Consider the following 17921-nt stretch of genomic DNA (forward strand, 5'->3'; position numbering starts at 1 on the left):
GGTTTCTCACTGCCATTTACGGTGGTAGGCACCAAGGGTGGTTTGCGTGCCTTCCGACATCGCGCCGAGCGTCTCCATCCAGGCGGCCTGCGGTGCGTAGTGCTGCGGGTCGGCCAGACAGCGGTCAATCGCCTGACGCCAGACTTTGGCGACCTGGCTGACGTAGGCCGGGCTGCGCTGGCGGCCTTCGATTTTCACCGAGGCAATATTGGCTGCCAGCAGATCGGGCAGCAGCTCCAGAGTATTAAGGCTGGTCGGTTCTTCCAGGGCGTGATAGCGCTCGCCATCGACCAGATAACGGCCTTTGCAGAGGGTCGGATAGCCTGCGTTTTCCCCGTCCTGATAGCGATCAATCAGCACCTCATTTAATCGTGATTCCAGCCCCTGCGGCGTCTGTTGCCAGCGCACAAAACGGGCGGGAGAGCAGGCGCCGACGGTATTCGGTGACTCACCGGTCAGGTAGGAGGAGAGGTAGCAGCGCCCTTCGGCCATAATGCACAGGCTGCCAAAGGCGAAGACCTCCAGCGGTACCGGCGTCACGCGCGCCAGCTGCTTGACCTGGTGGATGGAGAGCACGCGGGGCAGTACGACGCGGGCCACATCGAAATGGCGGTGATAAAAGCGAATCGCCTCTTCATTGGTGGCGGAAGCCTGAACGGAGACATGACGCTCAATATGCGGATAGCGTTCTGCGGCATACTCCAGCATGGCGAGATCGGCAAGGATCAGCGCATCGGCACCCAGCTGTGCGGCCATATCGACCGCCCGCTGCCAGCGAACGTAGCCGTCCGGGTGGGCAAAGGTGTTGATTGCGATATGCAGCTTACGCCGGTGCTGATGCACAAAGCTGACGGCTTCCTGCAGTTTTTTCTCGGTAAAATTCAGACCGGCGAAATGGCGGGCGTTGGTATCATCTTTCAGTCCGATATACACCGCATCGGCACCGTTCTCGATGGCCGCCTTCAGCGCCGGAAGATTGCCGGCAGGGCAGAGCAGCTCCATAGTTTATCCTGACGTTACGGGGTCGTTTCGACCCGGGTGCCCAACAGGGGCAATGTGTTAATGAACTGCGATTTTAGTTAACCCTTGCGCGACAATTTTTGATTTGAGGCAGCTAATAGCGTATTGATCTCACCATTAATGACGTTGATGGATGATGTAATTGTTGATTTACGCCGCTATGTTGTTTATTTGATATGGCAAAATAGCGTGACTTATTGATCAGGGAGTAAAGCTCGTGTTGGATAAACTGCGTTCGCGTCTGGTTCACCTTGGCCCCTCTTTGATGAGCGTGCCGGTTAAGCTGGCCCCCTTTGCCTTAAAACGTCAGGTACTGGAGCAACTTCTGGGCTGGCAGTTCCAGCAGGCGCTGGAAGACGGCGAGCTGGCGTTCCTGGAAGGGCGGTGGCTCAGTATCGACGTGCGCGACATCGGCCTGAAATGGTACACCACGGTGGAAAACGATCGCTTAATCGTCAGCGATGCCGCCGAGGCCGACGTCAGCTTTAGCGCTGACGCCAGCGACCTGCTGCTGATTGCTGCGCGTAAGCAGGATCCAGACACCCTGTTCTTCCAGCGTCGTCTGACCATTGAAGGGGATACGGAGCTGGGGCTGTACGTCAAAAACCTGATGGATGCTATTGAGCTGGAGCAGATGCCGAAAACGCTACGCGTGGGACTGCTGCAGCTGGCGGACTTCGTCGAGGCGGGACTCGCTCAGCCTTCGACGAACAAACACACACCGGTAGGTGAGGCATGTTAATTCGAGTTGAGATACCCATCGATGCCCCCGGTATTGATGCGCTGCTGCGCCGCAGCTTTGGCGGCGAGGGCGAAGCCCGGCTGGTTCACGATCTGCGTGAAGACGGGATGCTGACGCTTGGCGTGGTGGCTACTGACGATGAAGGTCAGGTCATTGGCTATGCGGCGTTCAGCCCGGTGGCGGTCGACGGCGAAGAGCGTCAGTGGGTGGGTATGGCACCCGTCGCGGTCGACGAAAACTATCGCGGCCAGGGCATTGCGCGTCAGCTGGTCTATGAAGGGCTGGATTCGCTTAACGAGTTTGGTTATGCGGCGGTGGTTACGCTGGGTGAGCCTGAGCTGTATGGGCGGCTGGGATTTGAGCGGGCGGCGCTATATGACCTGCGCTGTCGCTGGCCGGATACGGAAAACGCCTTCCAGGTTCATCGTCTGGCAGACGAAGCTTTTGACGGCGTCAGCGGGCTGGTGGAGTATCACGAGCATTTCAATCGTCTTTGAGCGTCAGTCCCGACAGCAGCGCCTCGAAACTGCCGTCCCCGGCAACGAGGCGCTCTTTCTGGCGCTTTGTTAACTGCTTAATGCGGTATTCCAGCTTCAGCGCCAGTCCGCGTTCGCCCACCTCGGCGAAAAATGCCAAGGCCAGCCCCTCTTTGCCTCGCAGAGCTTTTGCGCCTTTGCCCGCCTGATGCTCTCCCAGGCGTCGCTGCACGTCGGTGGTGATCCCGGTGTAGAGCGTATTGTCATCCGTGCGGATAAGATAAAGAAACCAGCCCACCGTCGTGCAATCCCATATGTTAAGGTGAGCGCACCATAACATGAGGGAGAGGAAAGATGGAAACCCTGGCTGCCATCGGCCGATGGCTGGCGAAACAACATGTGGTGAGCTGGTGCGTCGCCAAAGAAGACGATCTCTGGTGCGCGACGGCCTTTTACCTCTACGATCCACAGCGGGTGGCTTTTTATCTGCTCAGTGAAGAACACACCCGCCATGCGCAGATGAGCGGTGACCGCGCTCGGGTGGCGGGTACCGTTAACGGTCAGCCAAAAACCGTGGCGCTTATTCGTGGCGTGCAGTTTACGGGAGAGATTCGCCGTCTGGAGGAAGAGGAAAGCGCGGAGCAGCGTGCGCGCTACAACCGACGCTTTCCTGTGGCTCGCGTGCTGTCAGCCCCGATGTGGGAGATCCGCCTGAGCGAAATTAAGTTTACTGACAACACGCTGGGTTTTGGCAAAAAGCTTCACTGGACCCGCGATTCAGACCCCCAGGATGCGTAGCGCCTCGCGGTTAAACGCCGGGAGATCGTCGGGCGTGCGACTGGTGACCAGCTGCTCCTGGTCGACAACCACTTCCTGGTCATAGAAGTCGCCCCCGGCGTTTTTCACATCCACGATAATCGGCTTCACCGCCGTCAGCTTGCGGCCGCGCACGGCATCCGCGCTGATCAACAGTTGCTGGCCGTGGCAGATAGCGAATACCGGCTTGCCGGTACTGACAAAATCGCGGGTAAAGTTCACAAAGCGATCGTCGCCGCGAAGGGAGTCCGGGGAGTGTCCACCCGGTAGCAGCAGGGCATCAAAGTCTGCCGGGCGTACCTCATCGATGGATTTATCGATCGTTACGCTGGCGTCGCCCTTTTTCCCGCGCACGGTTTTTCCCGCCTGCTTCTCAATAGTGATAACCTCATGACCGGCCAGGGTAAACTCGTGGGCCGGAGAGGTGAATTCTGAATCTTCAAACTCGTCGGTGATTAAGACAGCAATTTTCTTGCTCATCATTCCTCCGTGGTTCTGGCTTCAGTGGCAGGGTTATCCATACTGATAACCTGTGAGAACTGTAAGCCTGGTTCAGCAGGCTGACATTGCAAGGTGGATTCGTCTGCAAACAAGGAGACAAAATGGAACGCGTACTACTTACCGGGGCAACCGGTCTGATTGGCGGTCATTTACTGCGGATGCTGGTGAACGAACCGGGTGTGACCGCCATTTCAGCGCCCACGCGCCGCCCGCTGGACGATTTTCCCGGCGTCCATAATCCGCACGACCTGCAGCTTACGGACGCCCTGACGCAGGTTCAGGAGCCCGTAGATACCGTCTTCTGCTGCCTGGGCACAACTATTCGCGAAGCGGGCAGCAAGGAGGCGTTTATCCACGCTGACTACACCCTGGTGGTCGATACCGCGCTGGCCGGGCTGCGGCTGGGAGCACGGCATATGCTGGTGGTCAGTGCCATGGGTGCCAATGCCCGTTCGCCGTTTTTCTACAATCGGGTCAAAGGCGAGATGGAAGAGGCGCTGATCGCGCAAAGCTGGCCGAAGCTGACTATCGCACATCCCTCGATGCTATTGGGCGAGCGGAAGAAATCACGGCTCAATGAGTCTCTGCTGGCCCCGCTGTTCCGGCTGCTGCCCGGTAATCTGAAGGCGATTGCCGGGCGTGACGTTGCCCGTGCGCTGCTGCGTCAGGCGGCCTCACCGGAAGGTGGCGCGGTGACGGTGCTCACCTCCTCGCGGCTGCGGGCGATGGCCCGCGATTAAAGATTGCCAGCGATTAATAAGGCGGCGTAGTATTCACAGTCTGATAACATCCTCACTTTTAGACTGGAAATATTATGACCGCCCAACCTGCTTCCCCGGCGGCGACCCCACGCGAGTGGTGGAAGCCTGCACTCTTTTTTCTCGTTGTGATCGTGGGTTTGTGGCTGGTGAAATGGCAGCCCTATTACGGTAAGGCCTTCACCGCCGCAGAGACGCACAGTATCGGTAAGTCGATTCTTGCCAATGCAGATGCCAGCCCGCTGCAGGCGGCCTGGGATTACGCGATGGTTTACTTCCTTGCCGTCTGGAAAGCGGCGGTGCTGGGCGTATTGCTCGGTTCGCTGATTCAGGTTCTGATCCCCCGCGACTGGCTGCTGCGTACCCTGGGACAGCCACGTTTTCGCGGCACCCTGTTCGGCACGCTCTTTTCCCTGCCGGGCATGATGTGTAGCTGCTGTGCGGCACCGGTGGCGGCAGGCATGCGTCGTCAGCGGGTCTCAATGGGCGGGGCGCTGGCATTCTGGATGGGCAACCCCCTGCTGAATCCGGCGACGCTGGTCTTTATGGGTTTTGTACTGGGCTGGGAGTTTACCCTTATCCGACTGGCTGCAGGGCTGGTGACGGTCCTGCTGGTGGCGTCGGTGGTACAGAAGTGGGTGAAAGAGACGGCACAGCAGCCTGCACCGGCTGAGCTGGTTGAACCTCAGGGGACGCAGGGCAGTTTTCTGAGCCGCTGGGGACAGGCGCTGTGGACGCTCTTCTGGAGCACGATCCCGGTCTATATTCTGGCGGTACTGGTGCTGGGTGCCGCACGCGTCTGGCTGTTCCCGCACGCCGACGGCGCGGTGGACAACACGCTGCTGTGGGTGATTGCGATGGCGATCGTCGGCTGCCTGTTTGTGATCCCAACCGCGGCGGAAATTCCCATTGTGCAGACCATGATGCTGGCAGGAATGGGCATGGCTCCGGCGCTGGCGCTGCTGATTACGCTCCCGGCGGTAAGCCTGCCGTCATTGATTATGCTGAGAAAAGCCTTCCCGGCAAAAGCCCTGTGGCTGACCGGCGTGCTGGTGGCGCTGTGCGGTGCGGTAGTGGGCGGGATCGCGCTGATTGCCTGAGCGGCATAAAAAAATGCCCGACGCACGCGTCGGGCATTATTGCTTACTTGAGAATAGTAAAGGCGGTGGTGACGTGCTTCACGCCGCTGACGCGGCTGGCAATATCGGCCGCAGCCTGGGCTTCACGTTCGGTGACCAGGCCCAGCAGGAACACCTCACCGTTTTCGGTGGTGACCTTAACGTTAGAGGATTTCACCTGGTCGCTGCCCAGCAGCTGAGAGCGAACCTTGGTGGTGATCCAGGTATCCGTTGAGGCAGTGCCAATACCCACCGGCTGCCCCTGGCGGATCTCGTTATACACTTCTGTCGCACCGTCTACGCCGATGGCGATCTGTTTCGCACGGGCGGAGAGCTCGCTGGTCGGCGACTGACCCACCAGCAGGACTTTGCCCTGGTAAGCGGTGACGTTAATGCGCGCCTGTTTTTTGATCTGCTCGTCTTTGGTCAGCGCGCTGTTAACGCGCAGCTCGAGCGTGCCGTCGTCGACCTGGGTGCCTACGGTACGCGGATCGGTGGCGCTTTTGGTTGCGACGGCGGCGCTGCCGACGACAACGGCGCCAACACAACCCTGTAAAAGTAATGCTGAAATAAGGACTGCGAGGGGCGTAAATGCCTTCATGTGTACTCCTTAATCATCCTGGTGAGGAAAAAGCGTGTTATCAATCAGATCGCATAAACAATTCACCGTCAGCATATGCATCTCCTGAATCCTTGCGCTGCGGTGGGAAGGAATACGAATTTCGACATCCTGAGGCCCGAGCAATCCGGCGAGTTCCCCGCCGTCATAGCCGGTGAGCGCAACAATGGTCATATCGCGCGTCACTGCGGCTTCGACCGCTTTAACAATATCACGGCTGTTGCCGCGGGTTGAGATAGCCAACAGCACGTCACCGGCATGACCCAGGGCGCGCACCTGTTTGGCATAAATCTCGTCGTGCAGGCGATCGTTGGCGATCGCGGTTAAAACCACGTTATCGGTATTCAGCGCGAGTGCCGGTAAACCGGGACGCTCCGTTTCAAAACGGTTGATCATGCTGGCAGCAAAATGCTGCGCATTGGCGGCAGACGTCCCGTTGCCGCAGCACAGGATTTTATTACCGTTAAGCAGCGACTGTACCAGCGTCATGGCAGCGCGAGAAATCGCGTCAGGTAGCGCTTCCGCTGCGGCGATCTGGGTCTGAATGCTTTCGGTAAAGCACACTTTAATTCTTTCGAGCACGGTATCCCTTTACATCAGGTGTTGTCGCCAAAGGCATTCTGCAGCCACTCAATATGATTTCCGGTGAAGGCTACCACATCGAACCGGCAATCCACAGTCTCAAAACTCCCATTCTGACGTGCCAGCCAGTGGCGGGCTGTCAGCAGGAGCCGCTGCTGTTTGCGTCTGTCGACGCTGGCGGCGGCTCCGCCGTAAGCGTCGCTGTGGCGAAAACGCACTTCGACAAAGACGGTGGTTCCCGCCTGTTTCATAATCAAATCGATTTCGCCGCCGCGCTCGCGCACGTTGGCGGCGATAAATCGCAGTCCTTTCGCTTCCAGCCAGCAACGCGCCTGCTGTTCACGCGCGTCACCGGTGGCTTTTCGGGTCAGCTTGCCGGGACGATCTGCCCCTGCTGGTAGGTGAGCCATGACAACTTCCTGTTGATCACGCAATTTTGAGCCGCAGAGAGATCGCCGGTGTTCCCGGTGATGGTAAAGCCGGGCATCTGACGCATTTCGGAGAAGTGGTTCGCCAGCGTCCAGGCATCCACGCCCATGGCGTACAGACGGGCCAGCGAGTAGTCGTTACGCACTGCGCTGAGCGCCTGCTGCATCAGCTGAGGGTTATTACCGGCCAGCATCGGGATTTCGCTAAACTGCAGGCCTTCCATCTCCAGACGGAAATCAGGACCGGCGTTGCTCTGCGCGCTGCGCGAGCTGGCGTACAGCGTCACGTTGCTCTGGCTACCGGTGCGCATGGTGATCATCGGTTTAATCAGCGCGATCTCATCCGGCGTGGCCAGGATATACGCGGCATCGACCTTACCGTTGCCGGTGATCTGCGCCTCTGTTGGTGCGGCCGGAATCGTCAGGCCGCCGATGGTGACGCCCTGCTGCTGTGGCAGGCTGGCGCTGACCGGGCTGCCGGTCATCGCAATCCCAGCACCGCCGTTAATGCCCATTTTCAGCTCGGCCGTGGAGCCGAATTTTTGCTGCAGCACCGTACTGCCGCCCAGTTTGTGCCACTCTTCAGCGAAGGCGTTGGTCACGCGATCGCCCAGGGCGCTACGCGGCACCAGCACCAGCGGGGATTGTTTACCCTGCTCGTGAATATGACGAGCCGCATCGCGGGCTTCGTCTTCCGGGGAGAGGGCGAAATAGCAGATGTTCGGGCGATCTTCGGTGGCTTCCGGCTGGTTCAGGGCCAGCACGTTCAGCGCGGTCTGGCTCTTCATCAGCTCTTCAACGTTGTTTTTCAGCAGTGGGCCAACCACGATACTGGCTCCGTCCTGCTGAACCTGATTAAGCACCTGATCCAGCGGCTGGGCGCTGGTGTCATAGATTTTCAGCTCGGCACCGGGATTGGCCGGCGTGCTGGCAACGGTCTGGCCTGTCGCGGCGGTTTCGGCCGGTGGCGTCTGCGGTTGTTCATTGGTCAGCTCGGCGGTGGATACCTGAGCCGGGCTGGCAACATCACCACTGGTCTGTGCGGCTGGCTGGGCCTCAACGGCAGCAGGCTGCGGTGCAGAAACAGGGGATACAGGCGCGGTACCGGCGTTTTTCGCCGCCTCAAAGCCCTGCTGGATGGTCTTGCCAAAGATCGACGCCTGGCCATTTAACGGCAGCAGCAGCGCGATTTTATTGGCGGAAGCAGGCTGGAAATTCTGTGCGCCGGTCAGCGGGGTTGGCAGCATCGTTGCGCCGGGGTTTTGCGGATAGCGGGTCTGCCAGTCGGCGATGCCGGCCTTCATCATATCCGCATCGTTACGATTTTCAGACCAGACGCGCTGGAGATCGAGCCAGCCCTGCAGGACGTTTTCATCGGCGTTGATCACCAGGGACTGTACCTGCTGCGGGCTCATGCTGGCGAGCACCTGCCAGGTGGCATCAATATTCTTCTGTTTATCCGCGGCGGCCAGCAGCGGCTGCTGGGCAATCAGGGCGCGCAGCAAAGTCAGGGACGGGCGACCTTCAGCGGTGGTGATCACCGCCTGCCAGTAGCGGCTCTGCTGACCCTGGTCGAGATCCGCCGGTTTCAGGCTATTCAGCAGTGACTGTGCTGAAGGGTAATCATGCTGGGCGACTTTGATTTCGACCGCCAGCAGCGCCTGTTCACGACGCTGGGCCTCATTCATATCCTGCGGCAGCTGGTTGAACAGCTCAAGCGCCTTCTGGCCCTGGCCTTCTTTCACCAGTGCACGAATGGCAAGTAATTGCCAGTTGGACTTGCTATCATTTGCGCTTTGCTGCATCTGCTGCAGATAAAAACCGGAATCAGCCTGGGCTGTTCCTTCCAGATGCGCCGCGCTTTTGTCGGAGGTCTGAGTGCCGCAACCGGCGAAAAGCAAAGCCGCCAGAATGACCGGCAGGCTGCGTGCAGTGGTAGAACGGAAAAATGTAGACGGTACCATACTGTATCCAGTTATTTTTTTACCCAATGCTCAATATTAAATCGGCAATACGGACGAAACAATGAAACAACACCAATCTGCAGAGAATTCTCAAGGTCAGCTGTATATTGTACCCACACCGATCGGGAATCTGGCGGATATCACGCAGCGGGCGCTGACCGTGCTGCAGGCTGTTGATCTGATTGCCGCTGAAGATACCCGCCATACGGGTTTGCTGTTACAACATTTTGCAATTAATGCCCGTTTATTTGCGCTGCACGACCATAACGAGCAGCAAAAAGCAGAAACGTTGCTGGCAAAACTGAAGGAAGGTCAGAATATTGCTCTCGTCTCCGACGCGGGCACGCCGCTGATTAACGATCCGGGTTACCACCTGGTCCGTACCTGCCGCGAGGCCGGCATTCGCGTGGTTCCGCTGCCGGGTCCCTGTGCGGCGATTGCCGCTCTGAGCGCCGCCGGTCTGCCGTCGGACCGCTTCTGCTATGAAGGCTTCCTCCCCGCGAAGTCGAAAGGCCGCCGCGATGCGCTCAAAGCGCTGGAAGAAGAGACGCGGACGCTGATTTTCTATGAATCCACCCACCGCCTGCTGGACAGCCTCGACGATATTTGTACGGTACTCGGCCCGACCCGCTACGTGGTCCTGGCCCGCGAGCTGACCAAAACCTGGGAGTCGATTCACGGCGCGCCGATTGGTGAGCTGGTGGCGTGGGTCAAAGAAGATGAAAACCGCCGCAAAGGCGAGATGGTGCTGATCATCGAAGGGCATAAAGCGCAGGAAGACGATCTGCCTGCCGATGCGCTGCGCACCCTGGCGCTGCTGCAGGTGGAGCTGCCCCTGAAAAAAGCCGCCGCGCTGGCCGCCGAGATCCACGGTGTGAAGAAAAACGCGCTTTATAAGTATGCGCTGGAGCAGCAGGGAGAATAATACCATGAGCCGCTACCAGCCCCCTTTCAGCATTACTCCCGCCATCCTTAATCTGGTGGTTGAGATCGGCGAACTGCTGGGTCACTGGTCGGCTCAAACCGGCAGGCAGTCTCCTCTGCTGCGTAAAGAGAACCGGATCCGCACGATCCAGGCCTCGCTGGCGATAGAACACAATAGTCTGACGACTGGGCAGGTTACGGCGCTAGTGGAAGGAAAGCGTGTTCTTGCTCCTGCTAAAGATATTCAGGAAGTCAGGAATGCGATCCTGGCGTATGAGCGGATGCCGCAATGGCAGCGCGCGGATCTCAGCGATCTCCTCAGCGCGCATCGCACATTGATGACGGGCCTGGTCGATTATCCTGGCGCATTACGTCAGGGGGATGTGGGTATTTATCGCGACCAGCAGCTTATCCATATGGCACCGCCAGCCAGTCAGGTTCCTCGTTTGATGAACGATTTGTTGGCGTGGCTGGACCAGACGGATTTACACCCGCTGGTTGCGAGCTCGGTTTTCCACTATGAATTTGAATTCATTCACCCATTCGCCGACGGCAACGGGCGGATGGGACGGCTATGGCAAACGCTTATCCTCAGTAAATGGCGGCAGGAGCTGGCGTGGCTTCCTGTTGAAACCCTGATTCACAATCAGCAGGAGCGGTACTACACCATCCTGGGGCAGTGTGACAAAGCCAGTGACTGCACGCCCTTTGTTCTGTTTATGCTGGAGAATATAGCGCTGGCGCTGAAGGAAGGCCTGGAATAAAAAGTGGCACCCAAAGGTGCCACCTGATTAAGCCGTCTGTTCGTGGGGATAAATCAAGTCACCGGAGCCGGGTTAAATACCGCCAGCTGGTTATGTAAGCCCCATTGGTCGGAGAAGGTTTTCTTCTTGCCGCTGGCCACGTCGATAATAAAGTGGAACAGCTTCCAGCCCACATCCTCGATACTCTCTTCGCCGGTCGCGATGGTGCCTGCATTGATATCCATCAGATCGAACCAGCGGTTTGCCAGTTCCGTACGGGTCGCCATTTTAATCACCGGTACGGCAACCAGACCGTAAGGCGTCCCGCGACCGGTGGTGAACACCTGCACGGTGATGCCTGAAGCCACCTGCTGCGTGCCGCAGACAAAGTCGCTGGCCGGAGTCGCGGCGTAGATCAAACCGCGTTTGGTCGGACGCTGGCCCGGAGAAAGCACTTCTGAAATTGCGCTTTTTCCGGATTTGGCGATAGAGCCCAGAGCTTTCTCAACCACGTTGGCCAGGCCGCCCTTTTTGTTACCCGGAGACGGGTTGGCGCTGCGATCGGTCTGACCCATATCCAGATAGTTGTCGTACCACTCCATCTCTTCCAGCAGGCGTTTGCCCACTTCTTCATTGATGGCGCGCGGCGTCAGGAGGTGGATAGCATCACGCACCTCGGTCACTTCAGAGAACATGACCGTACCGCCACAGCGGATCAGCAGGTCGGAGGCATAGCCCACGGCCGGGTTAGCGGTTACGCCGGAGAAGGCGTCGCTGCCGCCGCACTGCATGCCGACCACCAGTTCAGAGACCGGGCAGGTTTCACGCTGGCGCTGGTTCAGACGCTCCAGATGGCGCTCGGCAACCTGAAGGATATCCTCCACCATCGATTTAAAGCCGACGTGGTGATCGTCCTGCAGACGCACGATGCTGGCGCTGTCTACCGGGATCGCCTGTACATCTTCCGTGCCCTGCAGCAGGCGTTCCGGCTGCAGTTTTTCACAGCCGAGGCCGATAACCATCACTTCGCCGCCGAAGTTCGGGTTCAGCGAAATATTGTGAATGGTGCGGATAGGGATCACCGCTGCCGGGGCGTTAATGGCAACGCCACAGCCATAAAGGTGGTTCAGACCCACGACGCCGTCGACGTTCGGATACTTCGGCAGCAGATCGCGCTCGATAATTTTAACCACGTAGTCCACCACACCCGCGACGCAGTGGACGCTGGTGGTAATACCCAGCAGGTTTTTGGTGCCGACGCTGCCGTCCGCATTGCGGTAGCCTTCGAAGGTATAGCCTTCCAGCGGCGGAAGAGGTTCCGGCACGCGGGTCGCCAGCGGCAGGGTATTCAGCGGCGGTGCTTTTGGCAGCTCGACCAGGGATTCATCAATCCAGCTTCCCTGAGGAATATCGCGAACCGCGTAGCCGATCACTTCGCCGTAGCGAACGATCTCGCCATGGGCCGGGATCGCGACCAGCGCGACCTTATGGCCCTGTGGGATATGTTCAATCAGCTCCAGACCGTCAGGAAAGCGGGTTCCCGCTTTTAACCCATTGTCGTTAACAATAATTGCGACGTTATCGGTATCGTGTACCTTTATATAAAACGCCGGCACAGAATCTTGACGTATTTCGATGTTGGCCATTGTCCAGTATTCTCCAGCCAGGTGGTGGCTAAATTAAAAATTAATTAAAGAGGTGTTTCTTTCTTGTTGTGAGAAATAAAAACCTGTTGCTCTGGAATACAGCATGCCCGGAGTTTGGATATAAGAGTGTGATCAAGATCACTCAATAATGCGATGGCAGAGCTGACAAGGGGAGCAAAGAATAAATCTGTGGATCAGCGCCCATTATTATGTGCATATGCTCAATACAATGCGTTCTGGTTGCGTTCAAATTGTTCATTATTACAGTGTGCGGGCTAAGTGTCCTGATTATACTGAGAGCAGATTTTATTGTGTCCTGTTAGTTATCTGATAAACCTGCAATCGGTAAATAGTCAGGAATATAAATACGCCAGAAAATAACTAAATAGTGCTGGTGTCCTGTGCCCGAGGAAAAAACTAATGATAGTAGATACTGCTGCTGCACCTAAACAACGGGGAATGCCAACCCGTTATTTAATCTTGTTGATTATATTTATTGTTACAGCGATTAACTACGCCGACCGCGCTACGCTGTCGATTGCCGGTACCGAAGTCGCGAAAGAATTACAGCTTGATGCTGTTGCCATGGGTTATATCTTCTCCGCCTTCGGCTGGGCCTATCTGTTAATGCAGATCCCGGGCGGCTGGCTGCTCGACCGCTTTGGCTCGAAAAAAGTCTATACCTACAGCCTCTTCTTCTGGTCGCTGTTCACCTTCCTGCAAGGTTTCGTCGACGTCTTCCCGCTGGCCTGGGCCGGTGTGTCGATGTTTATCATGCGCTTTATGCTGGGCTTCTCTGAAGCACCGTCCTTCCCGGCCAACGCCCGTATCGTGGCGGCCTGGTTCCCGGCGAAAGAGCGTGGTACCGCTTCTGCAATCTTTAACTCCGCCCAGTACTTCTCACTGGCGCTGTTCTCTCCGCTGCTGGGTTACCTGACCTTCGCCTGGGGCTGGGAACATGTGTTTACCGTGATGGGTGCGATTGGCTTCGTGCTGACCGCCGTCTGGGTTAAATACATGCACAACCCGACTGACCACCCGCGCATGAGCAAGGAAGAGCTGGATTACATTGCAGCGAACGGTGCGGTTGTTGATATGGACCATAAAAAGGCCGATGACGGCACCAAAAAAGGTCCGAAACTGGATTACATCAAGCAGCTGCTGAGCAACCGCATGATGCTGGGCGTGTTCTTTGGTCAGTACTTCCTGAACACCATCACCTGGTTCTTCCTGACCTGGTTCCCGATTTATCTGGTTCAGGAAAAGGGCATGTCGATTCTGAAAGTGGGCTTTGTGGCCTCCATCCCGGCCCTGTGTGGTTTCGGCGGTGGCGTGCTGGGCGGCCTGTTCTCTGACTACCTGATCAAACGCGGCTTCACCCTGACCGTGGCACGTAAGCTGCCTATCGTTCTCGGTATGCTGCTGGCATCCAGCATTATTCTGTGTAACTACACCGATAACACGGTGCTGGTGATTGCGCTGATGGCTCTGGCGTTCTTTGGTAAAGGTTTTGGCGCGTTAGGCTGGCCGGTTATCTCCGATGTTGCCCCGAAAGAAATCGTGGGCCTGTGTGGCGGCGTGTTTAACGTGTTCGGTAATGTGGCATCCATCGTGACCCCGCTGGCTATCGGGTACATGGTTAAAGAGCTGCATTCCTTCAACGGTGCGTTGATCTTTGTCGGCTGTTCAGCCCTGATGATGATGGTTTGTTATCTGTTCGTGGTTGGCGACATCAAACGTATGGAACTGAAGAAGTAAGCAACGGTTAATTCAAGGTAAACGTAATGAATAACACTATATTCCCGAATAAATTCAAAGCTGCACTGGCAGCGCATCAGATCCAGATTGGTTGCTGGTCTGCGCTGGCCAGCCCAATCAGCACCGAAGTGCTGGGTCTGGCAGGTTTTGACTGGCTGGTGCTCGATGGCGAACACGCGCCGAACGATGTTACCTCCTTTATTCCGCAGCTGATGGCGCTGAAAGGCAGTGTCAGCGCACCAGTGGTACGTATACCGACCAATGAGCCGGTGATTATTAAACGCATGCTGGATATCGGCTTCTATAACTTCCTGGTGCCGTTTGTGGAAACCGAAGAAGAAGCCGTTCAGGCGGTTGCGTCTACGCGTTATCCGCCTGAAGGCATCCGCGGTGTGTCCGTGTCACACCGCGGCAATATGTTCGGCACTATTCCGGACTACCTTGCCCAGTCGAACAAAAACATCACCATCCTGGTACAGATCGAAAGCCAGGCCGGTGTGGACAATCTGGATGCGATTGCTGCCACCGAAGGCGTAGACGGTATTTTCGTCGGCCCGAGCGACCTGGCCGCTGGCCTGGGTCACCTGGGTAACGCCTCCCATCCGGACGTACAGAAATGCATTCAGCACATCTTTGCCCGTGCGAAAGCACACGGTAAGCCGAGCGGTATCCTGGCACCGGTAGAAGCGGATGCGCGTCGTTACCTTGAGTGGGGCGCCACCTTTGTTGCCGTCGGCAGCGATCTGGGTGTCTTCCGCGGCGCGACGCAGAAATTAGCTGATTCCTTTAAGAAATAACCACCTCCGAAACGAAGAGAGAGACGCAATTATGACAATGAAAGTTGGTTTTATTGGCCTGGGTATCATGGGTAAACCAATGAGTAAAAACCTCATTAAAGCCGGTTACTCGCTGGTGGTTTCTGACCGTAATCCTGAGGCGCTTGCTGAAGTGATTGCCGCTGGTGCAGAAACCGCCACCACGGCAAAAGCGATTGCAGAACAGTGTGATGTGATCATCACCATGCTGCCGAACTCCCCGCACGTGAAAGACGTTGCGCTGGGTGAGAACGGCATCATCGACGGTGCTAAACCTGGCACCGTGCTGATCGATATGAGCTCCATCGCACCGCTGGCCAGCCGTGAAATCAGCGAAGCGCTGAAGGCGAAAGGCGTTGAGATGCTCGACGCGCCGGTAAGCGGCGGCGAACCGAAAGCTGTCGATGGCACCCTGTCCGTCATGGTTGGCGGCGATAAAGCCACCTTCGACAAATACTACGATCTGCTGAAAGCGATGGCGGGCTCTGTTGTTCACACCGGCGATATCGGTGCGGGTAACGTAACCAAGCTGGCTAACCAGGTGATCGTGGCCCTGAACATTGCGGCGATGTCCGAAGCACTGACGCTGGCAACCAAAGCAGGCGTTAACCCGGATCTGGTTTACCAGGCCATCCGCGGCGGCCTGGCGGGCAGCACCGTGCTGGATGCAAAAGCGCCGATGGTGATGGATCGCAACTTCAAACCGGGCTTCCGCATCGATCTGCATATCAAAGATCTGGCGAACGCGCTGGATACCTCCCACGGCGTGGGCGCTCAGCTGCCGCTGACCGCAGCGGTAATGGAAATGATGCAGGCCCTGCGTGCCGATGGTCTGGGTAATGCCGACCATAGCGCCATCGCGTGCTACTACGAAAAACTGGCGAAAGTAGAAGTCTCTCGCTGATAACCAGGGGCGCGGGAACGCGCCCCTGAGTTTCTTGCTTTGCGCGGCATTTCAGGCTAATCAACTATGAAAATCGTAATCGCCCCAGACTCTTATAAAGAGAGCCTCTCTGCCTCTGAGGTAGCTCAGGCTATAGAAAAAGGATTTCGGGAAATATTCCCTGACGCGCAGTATGTCTCAGTTCCGGTCGCAGACGGCGGGGAAGGGACGGTTGAAGCGATGATTGCGGCCACCAAAGGGACGCAGTTAACGGCGCGGGTGACCGGTCCGTTAGGCGAACCTGTTGACGCTAACTGGGGGATCTCCGGTGACGGTAAGACGGCCTTTATTGAAATGGCCGCCGCCAGCGGGCTTGCGCTGGTGCCTCCTGCTTTACGTAATCCACTGGTCACCACCTCACGGGGTACCGGGGAACTGATTCTTCATGCTCTCGAACAAGGGGCACGAAACATTATTATCGGCATTGGCGGCAGCGCCACCAATGACGGCGGCGCGGGCATGGTCCAGGCGCTGGGCGCGAAGCTGTGCGACGCTAACGGGACCGAAATCGGTAACGGCGGCGGCAGCCTGATGAGCCTCAACAGCATCGATACCTCGGCGCTCGACCCGCGTCTGAAGGCCTGCACCATTCGCGTTGCCTGCGATGTGACGAACCCGCTGACGGGCAATACCGGCGCATCACGTATCTTTGGCCCGCAGAAAGGGGCGACCGAGGCGATGATCCTCGAACTGGATCGCAACCTCGACCATTTTGCCGACGTGATCAAACAGTCGCTGCGTGTCGATGTTAAGCAGGTGCCGGGATCGGGTGCGGCGGGCGGTATGGGCGCGGCGCTGATGGCTTTCCTCGGTGCGGAACTGCGCAGCGGGATCGAGATTGTGACCCAGGCGCTGAATCTGGAAGAGCATATTCACGACTGTACCCTGGTGGTGACCGGCGAAGGGCGTATTGATAGCCAGAGTATTCACGGTAAAGTGCCGGTGGGCGTGGCCCAGGTGGCGAAAAAGTATCACAAGCCGGTGATCGGTATTGCCGGTAGCCTGACCCGCGATGTCGGCGTGGTGCACCAGCACGGTATCGATGCGGTTTTCAGCGTGCTGACCAGCATTGGCACCCTGGAAGAGGCGTTTCGCGGCGCGTTTGACAATATTTACCGCGCTTCACGCAATATTGCTGCGACCGTTCGGGTCGGGATGCAGACGGAAGGGTGACAGCGGGGCCTAAACCCTCTATAATCCGCGCCGAAGCTGACCAGACAGTCGCCGCTTCGTCGTCGTCCCTTCGGGGAGACGGGCGGAGGGGAGGAAAGTCCGGGCTCCATAGGGCAGGGTGCCAGGTAACGCCTGGGAGGCGCAAGCCTACGACCAGTGCAACAGAGAGCAAACCGCCGATGGCCCGCGTAAGCGGGATCAGGTAAGGGTGAAAGGGTGCGGTAAGAGCGCACCGCGCGGCTGGCAACAGTTCGTGGCACGGTAAACTCCACCCGGAGCAAGGCCAAATAGGGGTTCATAAGGTACGGCCCGTACTGAACCCGGGTAGGCTGCTTGAGCCAGTGAGCGATTGCTGGCCTAGATGAATGACTGTCCACGACAGAACCCGGCTTAACGGTCAGCTTCACTCATTCAGGATCGCCCCGCATAGCGTTAGCTGTGCGGGGCGATTTGCGTTATGCTGGCGGAATAGCAAATGGATGTTTTGCAACGGTTTCGCCTCTTGCCCCTGAGTCCCTCGGGCAGGTCATTTCTTCACTAAAACAAGGATGTATCGCTATGAAACGTTATTTACCCGTATCCGCTTTCGCACTGATCGCCGGCTGTCTGTTTGCCGGGAGCGCGCTGGCGCGTGACGTCACCACGGTCAAAGAAGCCAAAACCCTGCGCGATGATTCACGCGTTACGCTCGAAGGGAAGATTACCGGCCGTGCCGGTGATGACGATCGTTACTGGCTGCAGGACAGCACGGGAAAAATCCGCGTGGATATTGATGATGACGATGACGAAAGAGGTCTTGTTGGCAAGCGCGTGCGCGTGACCGGTGACGTGGATAAAAACGACGGGCGGACGGAGATCGATGTCGATCATCTCCGCATCATCAAATAGCCTGCCG

At 57.5% G+C, this 17921-nt stretch carries 19 protein-coding genes, 1 other RNA gene and 1 pseudogene; 13 read left to right on the forward strand and 8 right to left on the reverse strand.

The genetic code is table 11. From position 1 onward, the window contains the following. Positions 1 to 6 precede the first annotated feature (6 nt). Positions 7 to 1002, reverse strand: coding sequence for a peptidase U32 family protein (locus tag EDF81_RS16155; RefSeq protein ID WP_123349181.1), 996 nt, complete (start codon positions 1000 to 1002; stop codon positions 7 to 9). Between the two features lie 235 nt (positions 1003 to 1237). Between EDF81_RS16155 and EDF81_RS16160 the strand changes: the two genes are divergently transcribed. Beyond that, positions 1238 to 1762, forward strand: coding sequence for an SCP2 domain-containing protein (locus tag EDF81_RS16160; RefSeq protein WP_123349182.1), 525 nt, complete (start codon positions 1238 to 1240; stop codon positions 1760 to 1762). After that, positions 1756 to 2259 (forward strand): GNAT family N-acetyltransferase, encoded by a 504-nt coding sequence (locus tag EDF81_RS16165; RefSeq protein ID WP_123349183.1) that lies wholly within the window; start codon positions 1756 to 1758, stop codon positions 2257 to 2259. The genes EDF81_RS16160 and EDF81_RS16165 overlap by 7 nt, the downstream gene beginning before the upstream one ends. On the opposite strand, the gene EDF81_RS16170 is transcribed toward EDF81_RS16165, so the two are convergent. Further along, positions 2246 to 2578, reverse strand: coding sequence for a GIY-YIG nuclease family protein (locus EDF81_RS16170; RefSeq protein ID WP_123349184.1), 333 nt, complete (start codon positions 2576 to 2578; stop codon positions 2246 to 2248). The genes EDF81_RS16165 and EDF81_RS16170 overlap by 14 nt on opposite strands. Before the next feature lie 14 nt (positions 2579 to 2592). Between EDF81_RS16170 and EDF81_RS16175 the strand changes: the two genes are divergently transcribed. Then, positions 2593 to 3036, forward strand: a complete 444-nt coding sequence (locus EDF81_RS16175) for a YhbP family protein (protein ID WP_123349185.1) — start codon at positions 2593 to 2595, stop codon at positions 3034 to 3036. On the opposite strand, the gene EDF81_RS16180 is transcribed toward EDF81_RS16175, so the two are convergent. Beyond that, on the reverse strand, positions 3016 to 3534 hold the full coding sequence (locus tag EDF81_RS16180) for a type 1 glutamine amidotransferase domain-containing protein (protein WP_123349186.1): 519 nt from the start codon (positions 3532 to 3534) through the stop codon (positions 3016 to 3018). The genes EDF81_RS16175 and EDF81_RS16180 overlap by 21 nt on opposite strands. A gap of 122 nt (positions 3535 to 3656) precedes the next feature. On the opposite strand from EDF81_RS16180, the gene EDF81_RS16185 reads away from it, so the two are divergent. Together EDF81_RS16185 and EDF81_RS16190 are read left to right on the forward strand one after the other, a co-directional pair. Beyond that, on the forward strand, positions 3657 to 4295 hold the full coding sequence (locus tag EDF81_RS16185; RefSeq protein WP_123349187.1) for an NAD(P)H-binding protein: 639 nt from the start codon (positions 3657 to 3659) through the stop codon (positions 4293 to 4295). A 74-nt stretch (positions 4296 to 4369) separates the two neighbouring features. Next, entirely contained in the window at positions 4370 to 5413 is a 1044-nt protein-coding gene (locus tag EDF81_RS16190) for a permease (RefSeq protein ID WP_123349188.1), read from the forward strand. A 43-nt stretch (positions 5414 to 5456) separates the two neighbouring features. Here EDF81_RS16190 and dolP read toward each other — a convergent pair whose 3' ends face one another. Genes dolP through EDF81_RS16210 form a run of 4 tightly spaced genes read right to left on the reverse strand, consistent with a single transcriptional unit; the run spans position 5457 to position 9024 of the window. Next, the gene (gene dolP / locus EDF81_RS16195) at positions 5457 to 6032 is read right to left on the reverse strand and encodes a division/outer membrane stress-associated lipid-binding lipoprotein (RefSeq protein WP_123349189.1); all 576 of its coding nucleotides are present in this window, start codon (positions 6030 to 6032) and stop codon (positions 5457 to 5459) included. A 9-nt stretch (positions 6033 to 6041) separates the two neighbouring features. Continuing rightward, on the reverse strand, positions 6042 to 6632 hold the full coding sequence (diaA, locus tag EDF81_RS16200; RefSeq protein ID WP_123349190.1) for a DnaA initiator-associating protein DiaA: 591 nt from the start codon (positions 6630 to 6632) through the stop codon (positions 6042 to 6044). Positions 6633 to 6646: 14 nt separating this feature from the next. Beyond that, complete coding sequence (locus EDF81_RS16205) at positions 6647 to 7042, reverse strand: YraN family protein (protein ID WP_123349191.1); 396 nt, start codon at positions 7040 to 7042, stop codon at positions 6647 to 6649. Next, on the reverse strand, positions 7000 to 9024 hold the full coding sequence (locus tag EDF81_RS16210; RefSeq protein WP_123349192.1) for a penicillin-binding protein activator: 2025 nt from the start codon (positions 9022 to 9024) through the stop codon (positions 7000 to 7002). Before EDF81_RS16210 ends, EDF81_RS16205 begins: the two co-directional genes overlap by 43 nt. A gap of 61 nt (positions 9025 to 9085) precedes the next feature. Here EDF81_RS16210 and rsmI point away from each other — a divergent pair, with 61 nt between their 5' ends. Together rsmI and EDF81_RS16220 are read left to right on the forward strand one after the other, a co-directional pair. Next, positions 9086 to 9949: a 16S rRNA (cytidine(1402)-2'-O)-methyltransferase gene (gene rsmI, locus EDF81_RS16215; RefSeq protein ID WP_123349193.1), complete on the forward strand. Its 864-nt coding sequence runs from the start codon at positions 9086 to 9088 to the stop codon at positions 9947 to 9949. Between the two features lie 4 nt (positions 9950 to 9953). Next, positions 9954 to 10709 (forward strand): annotated as a pseudogene (locus EDF81_RS16220) (Fic family protein); the annotation flags it as partial. A gap of 56 nt (positions 10710 to 10765) precedes the next feature. Here the strand turns inward: EDF81_RS16220 and garD are convergent. Continuing rightward, entirely contained in the window at positions 10766 to 12337 is a 1572-nt protein-coding gene (gene garD / locus EDF81_RS16225; RefSeq protein ID WP_123349194.1) for a galactarate dehydratase, read from the reverse strand. Between the two features lie 420 nt (positions 12338 to 12757). Between garD and EDF81_RS16230 the strand changes: the two genes are divergently transcribed. The 6 genes from EDF81_RS16230 to EDF81_RS16255 all read left to right on the forward strand — a co-directional run bounded on the left by EDF81_RS16230 (position 12758) and on the right by EDF81_RS16255 (position 17914). Further along, positions 12758 to 14095: an MFS transporter gene (locus EDF81_RS16230; RefSeq protein ID WP_123349195.1), complete on the forward strand. Its 1338-nt coding sequence runs from the start codon at positions 12758 to 12760 to the stop codon at positions 14093 to 14095. Positions 14096 to 14121: 26 nt separating this feature from the next. Then, the gene (garL, locus tag EDF81_RS16235) at positions 14122 to 14892 is read left to right on the forward strand and encodes a 2-dehydro-3-deoxyglucarate aldolase (protein WP_123349196.1); all 771 of its coding nucleotides are present in this window, start codon (positions 14122 to 14124) and stop codon (positions 14890 to 14892) included. A 31-nt stretch (positions 14893 to 14923) separates the two neighbouring features. Continuing rightward, a complete protein-coding gene (gene garR, locus EDF81_RS16240; protein WP_123349197.1) occupies positions 14924 to 15814 on the forward strand; it encodes a 2-hydroxy-3-oxopropionate reductase in 891 nt (296 codons plus the stop codon). Positions 15815 to 15880: 66 nt separating this feature from the next. Further along, positions 15881 to 17026 carry a glycerate 2-kinase gene (gene garK, locus EDF81_RS16245; protein WP_123349198.1) on the forward strand — a complete coding sequence of 382 codons (1146 nt, stop codon included), beginning with the start codon at positions 15881 to 15883 and terminating at the stop codon, positions 17024 to 17026. A 32-nt stretch (positions 17027 to 17058) separates the two neighbouring features. After that, an RNA gene (gene rnpB / locus EDF81_RS16250) (RNase P RNA component class A) lies at positions 17059 to 17435 on the forward strand. Positions 17436 to 17584: 149 nt separating this feature from the next. Further along, the gene (locus EDF81_RS16255) at positions 17585 to 17914 is read left to right on the forward strand and encodes a NirD/YgiW/YdeI family stress tolerance protein (protein ID WP_123349199.1); all 330 of its coding nucleotides are present in this window, start codon (positions 17585 to 17587) and stop codon (positions 17912 to 17914) included. The last annotated feature ends 7 nt before the right edge of the window (positions 17915 to 17921 follow it).

This window comes from Enterobacter sp. BIGb0383, assembly GCF_003751845.1.
Lineage (GTDB): Bacteria > Pseudomonadota > Gammaproteobacteria > Enterobacterales > Enterobacteriaceae > BIGb0383.

Coding starts and splice junctions, on each gene's coding strand:
- garK (WP_123349198.1), top strand. CDS start 15,881: ATGAAAATCGTAATCGCCCCAGACTCTTATAAAGAGAGCCTCTCTGCC.
- EDF81_RS16185 (WP_123349187.1), top strand. CDS start 3,657: ATGGAACGCGTACTACTTACCGGGGCAACCGGTCTGATTGGCGGTCAT.
- EDF81_RS16165 (WP_123349183.1), top strand. CDS start 1,756: ATGTTAATTCGAGTTGAGATACCCATCGATGCCCCCGGTATTGATGCG.
- EDF81_RS16180 (WP_123349186.1), bottom strand. CDS start 3,534: ATGAGCAAGAAAATTGCTGTCTTAATCACCGACGAGTTTGAAGATTCA.
- garL (WP_123349196.1), top strand. CDS start 14,122: ATGAATAACACTATATTCCCGAATAAATTCAAAGCTGCACTGGCAGCG.
- EDF81_RS16230 (WP_123349195.1), top strand. CDS start 12,758: ATGATAGTAGATACTGCTGCTGCACCTAAACAACGGGGAATGCCAACC.
- EDF81_RS16205 (WP_123349191.1), bottom strand. CDS start 7,042: ATGGCTCACCTACCAGCAGGGGCAGATCGTCCCGGCAAGCTGACCCGA.
- garR (WP_123349197.1), top strand. CDS start 14,924: ATGACAATGAAAGTTGGTTTTATTGGCCTGGGTATCATGGGTAAACCA.
- garD (WP_123349194.1), bottom strand. CDS start 12,337: ATGGCCAACATCGAAATACGTCAAGATTCTGTGCCGGCGTTTTATATA.
- EDF81_RS16255 (WP_123349199.1), top strand. CDS start 17,585: ATGAAACGTTATTTACCCGTATCCGCTTTCGCACTGATCGCCGGCTGT.
- EDF81_RS16190 (WP_123349188.1), top strand. CDS start 4,370: ATGACCGCCCAACCTGCTTCCCCGGCGGCGACCCCACGCGAGTGGTGG.
- EDF81_RS16175 (WP_123349185.1), top strand. CDS start 2,593: ATGGAAACCCTGGCTGCCATCGGCCGATGGCTGGCGAAACAACATGTG.
- EDF81_RS16155 (WP_123349181.1), bottom strand. CDS start 1,002: ATGGAGCTGCTCTGCCCTGCCGGCAATCTTCCGGCGCTGAAGGCGGCC.
- EDF81_RS16210 (WP_123349192.1), bottom strand. CDS start 9,024: ATGGTACCGTCTACATTTTTCCGTTCTACCACTGCACGCAGCCTGCCG.
- dolP (WP_123349189.1), bottom strand. CDS start 6,032: ATGAAGGCATTTACGCCCCTCGCAGTCCTTATTTCAGCATTACTTTTA.
- EDF81_RS16170 (WP_123349184.1), bottom strand. CDS start 2,578: ATGTTATGGTGCGCTCACCTTAACATATGGGATTGCACGACGGTGGGC.
- rsmI (WP_123349193.1), top strand. CDS start 9,086: ATGAAACAACACCAATCTGCAGAGAATTCTCAAGGTCAGCTGTATATT.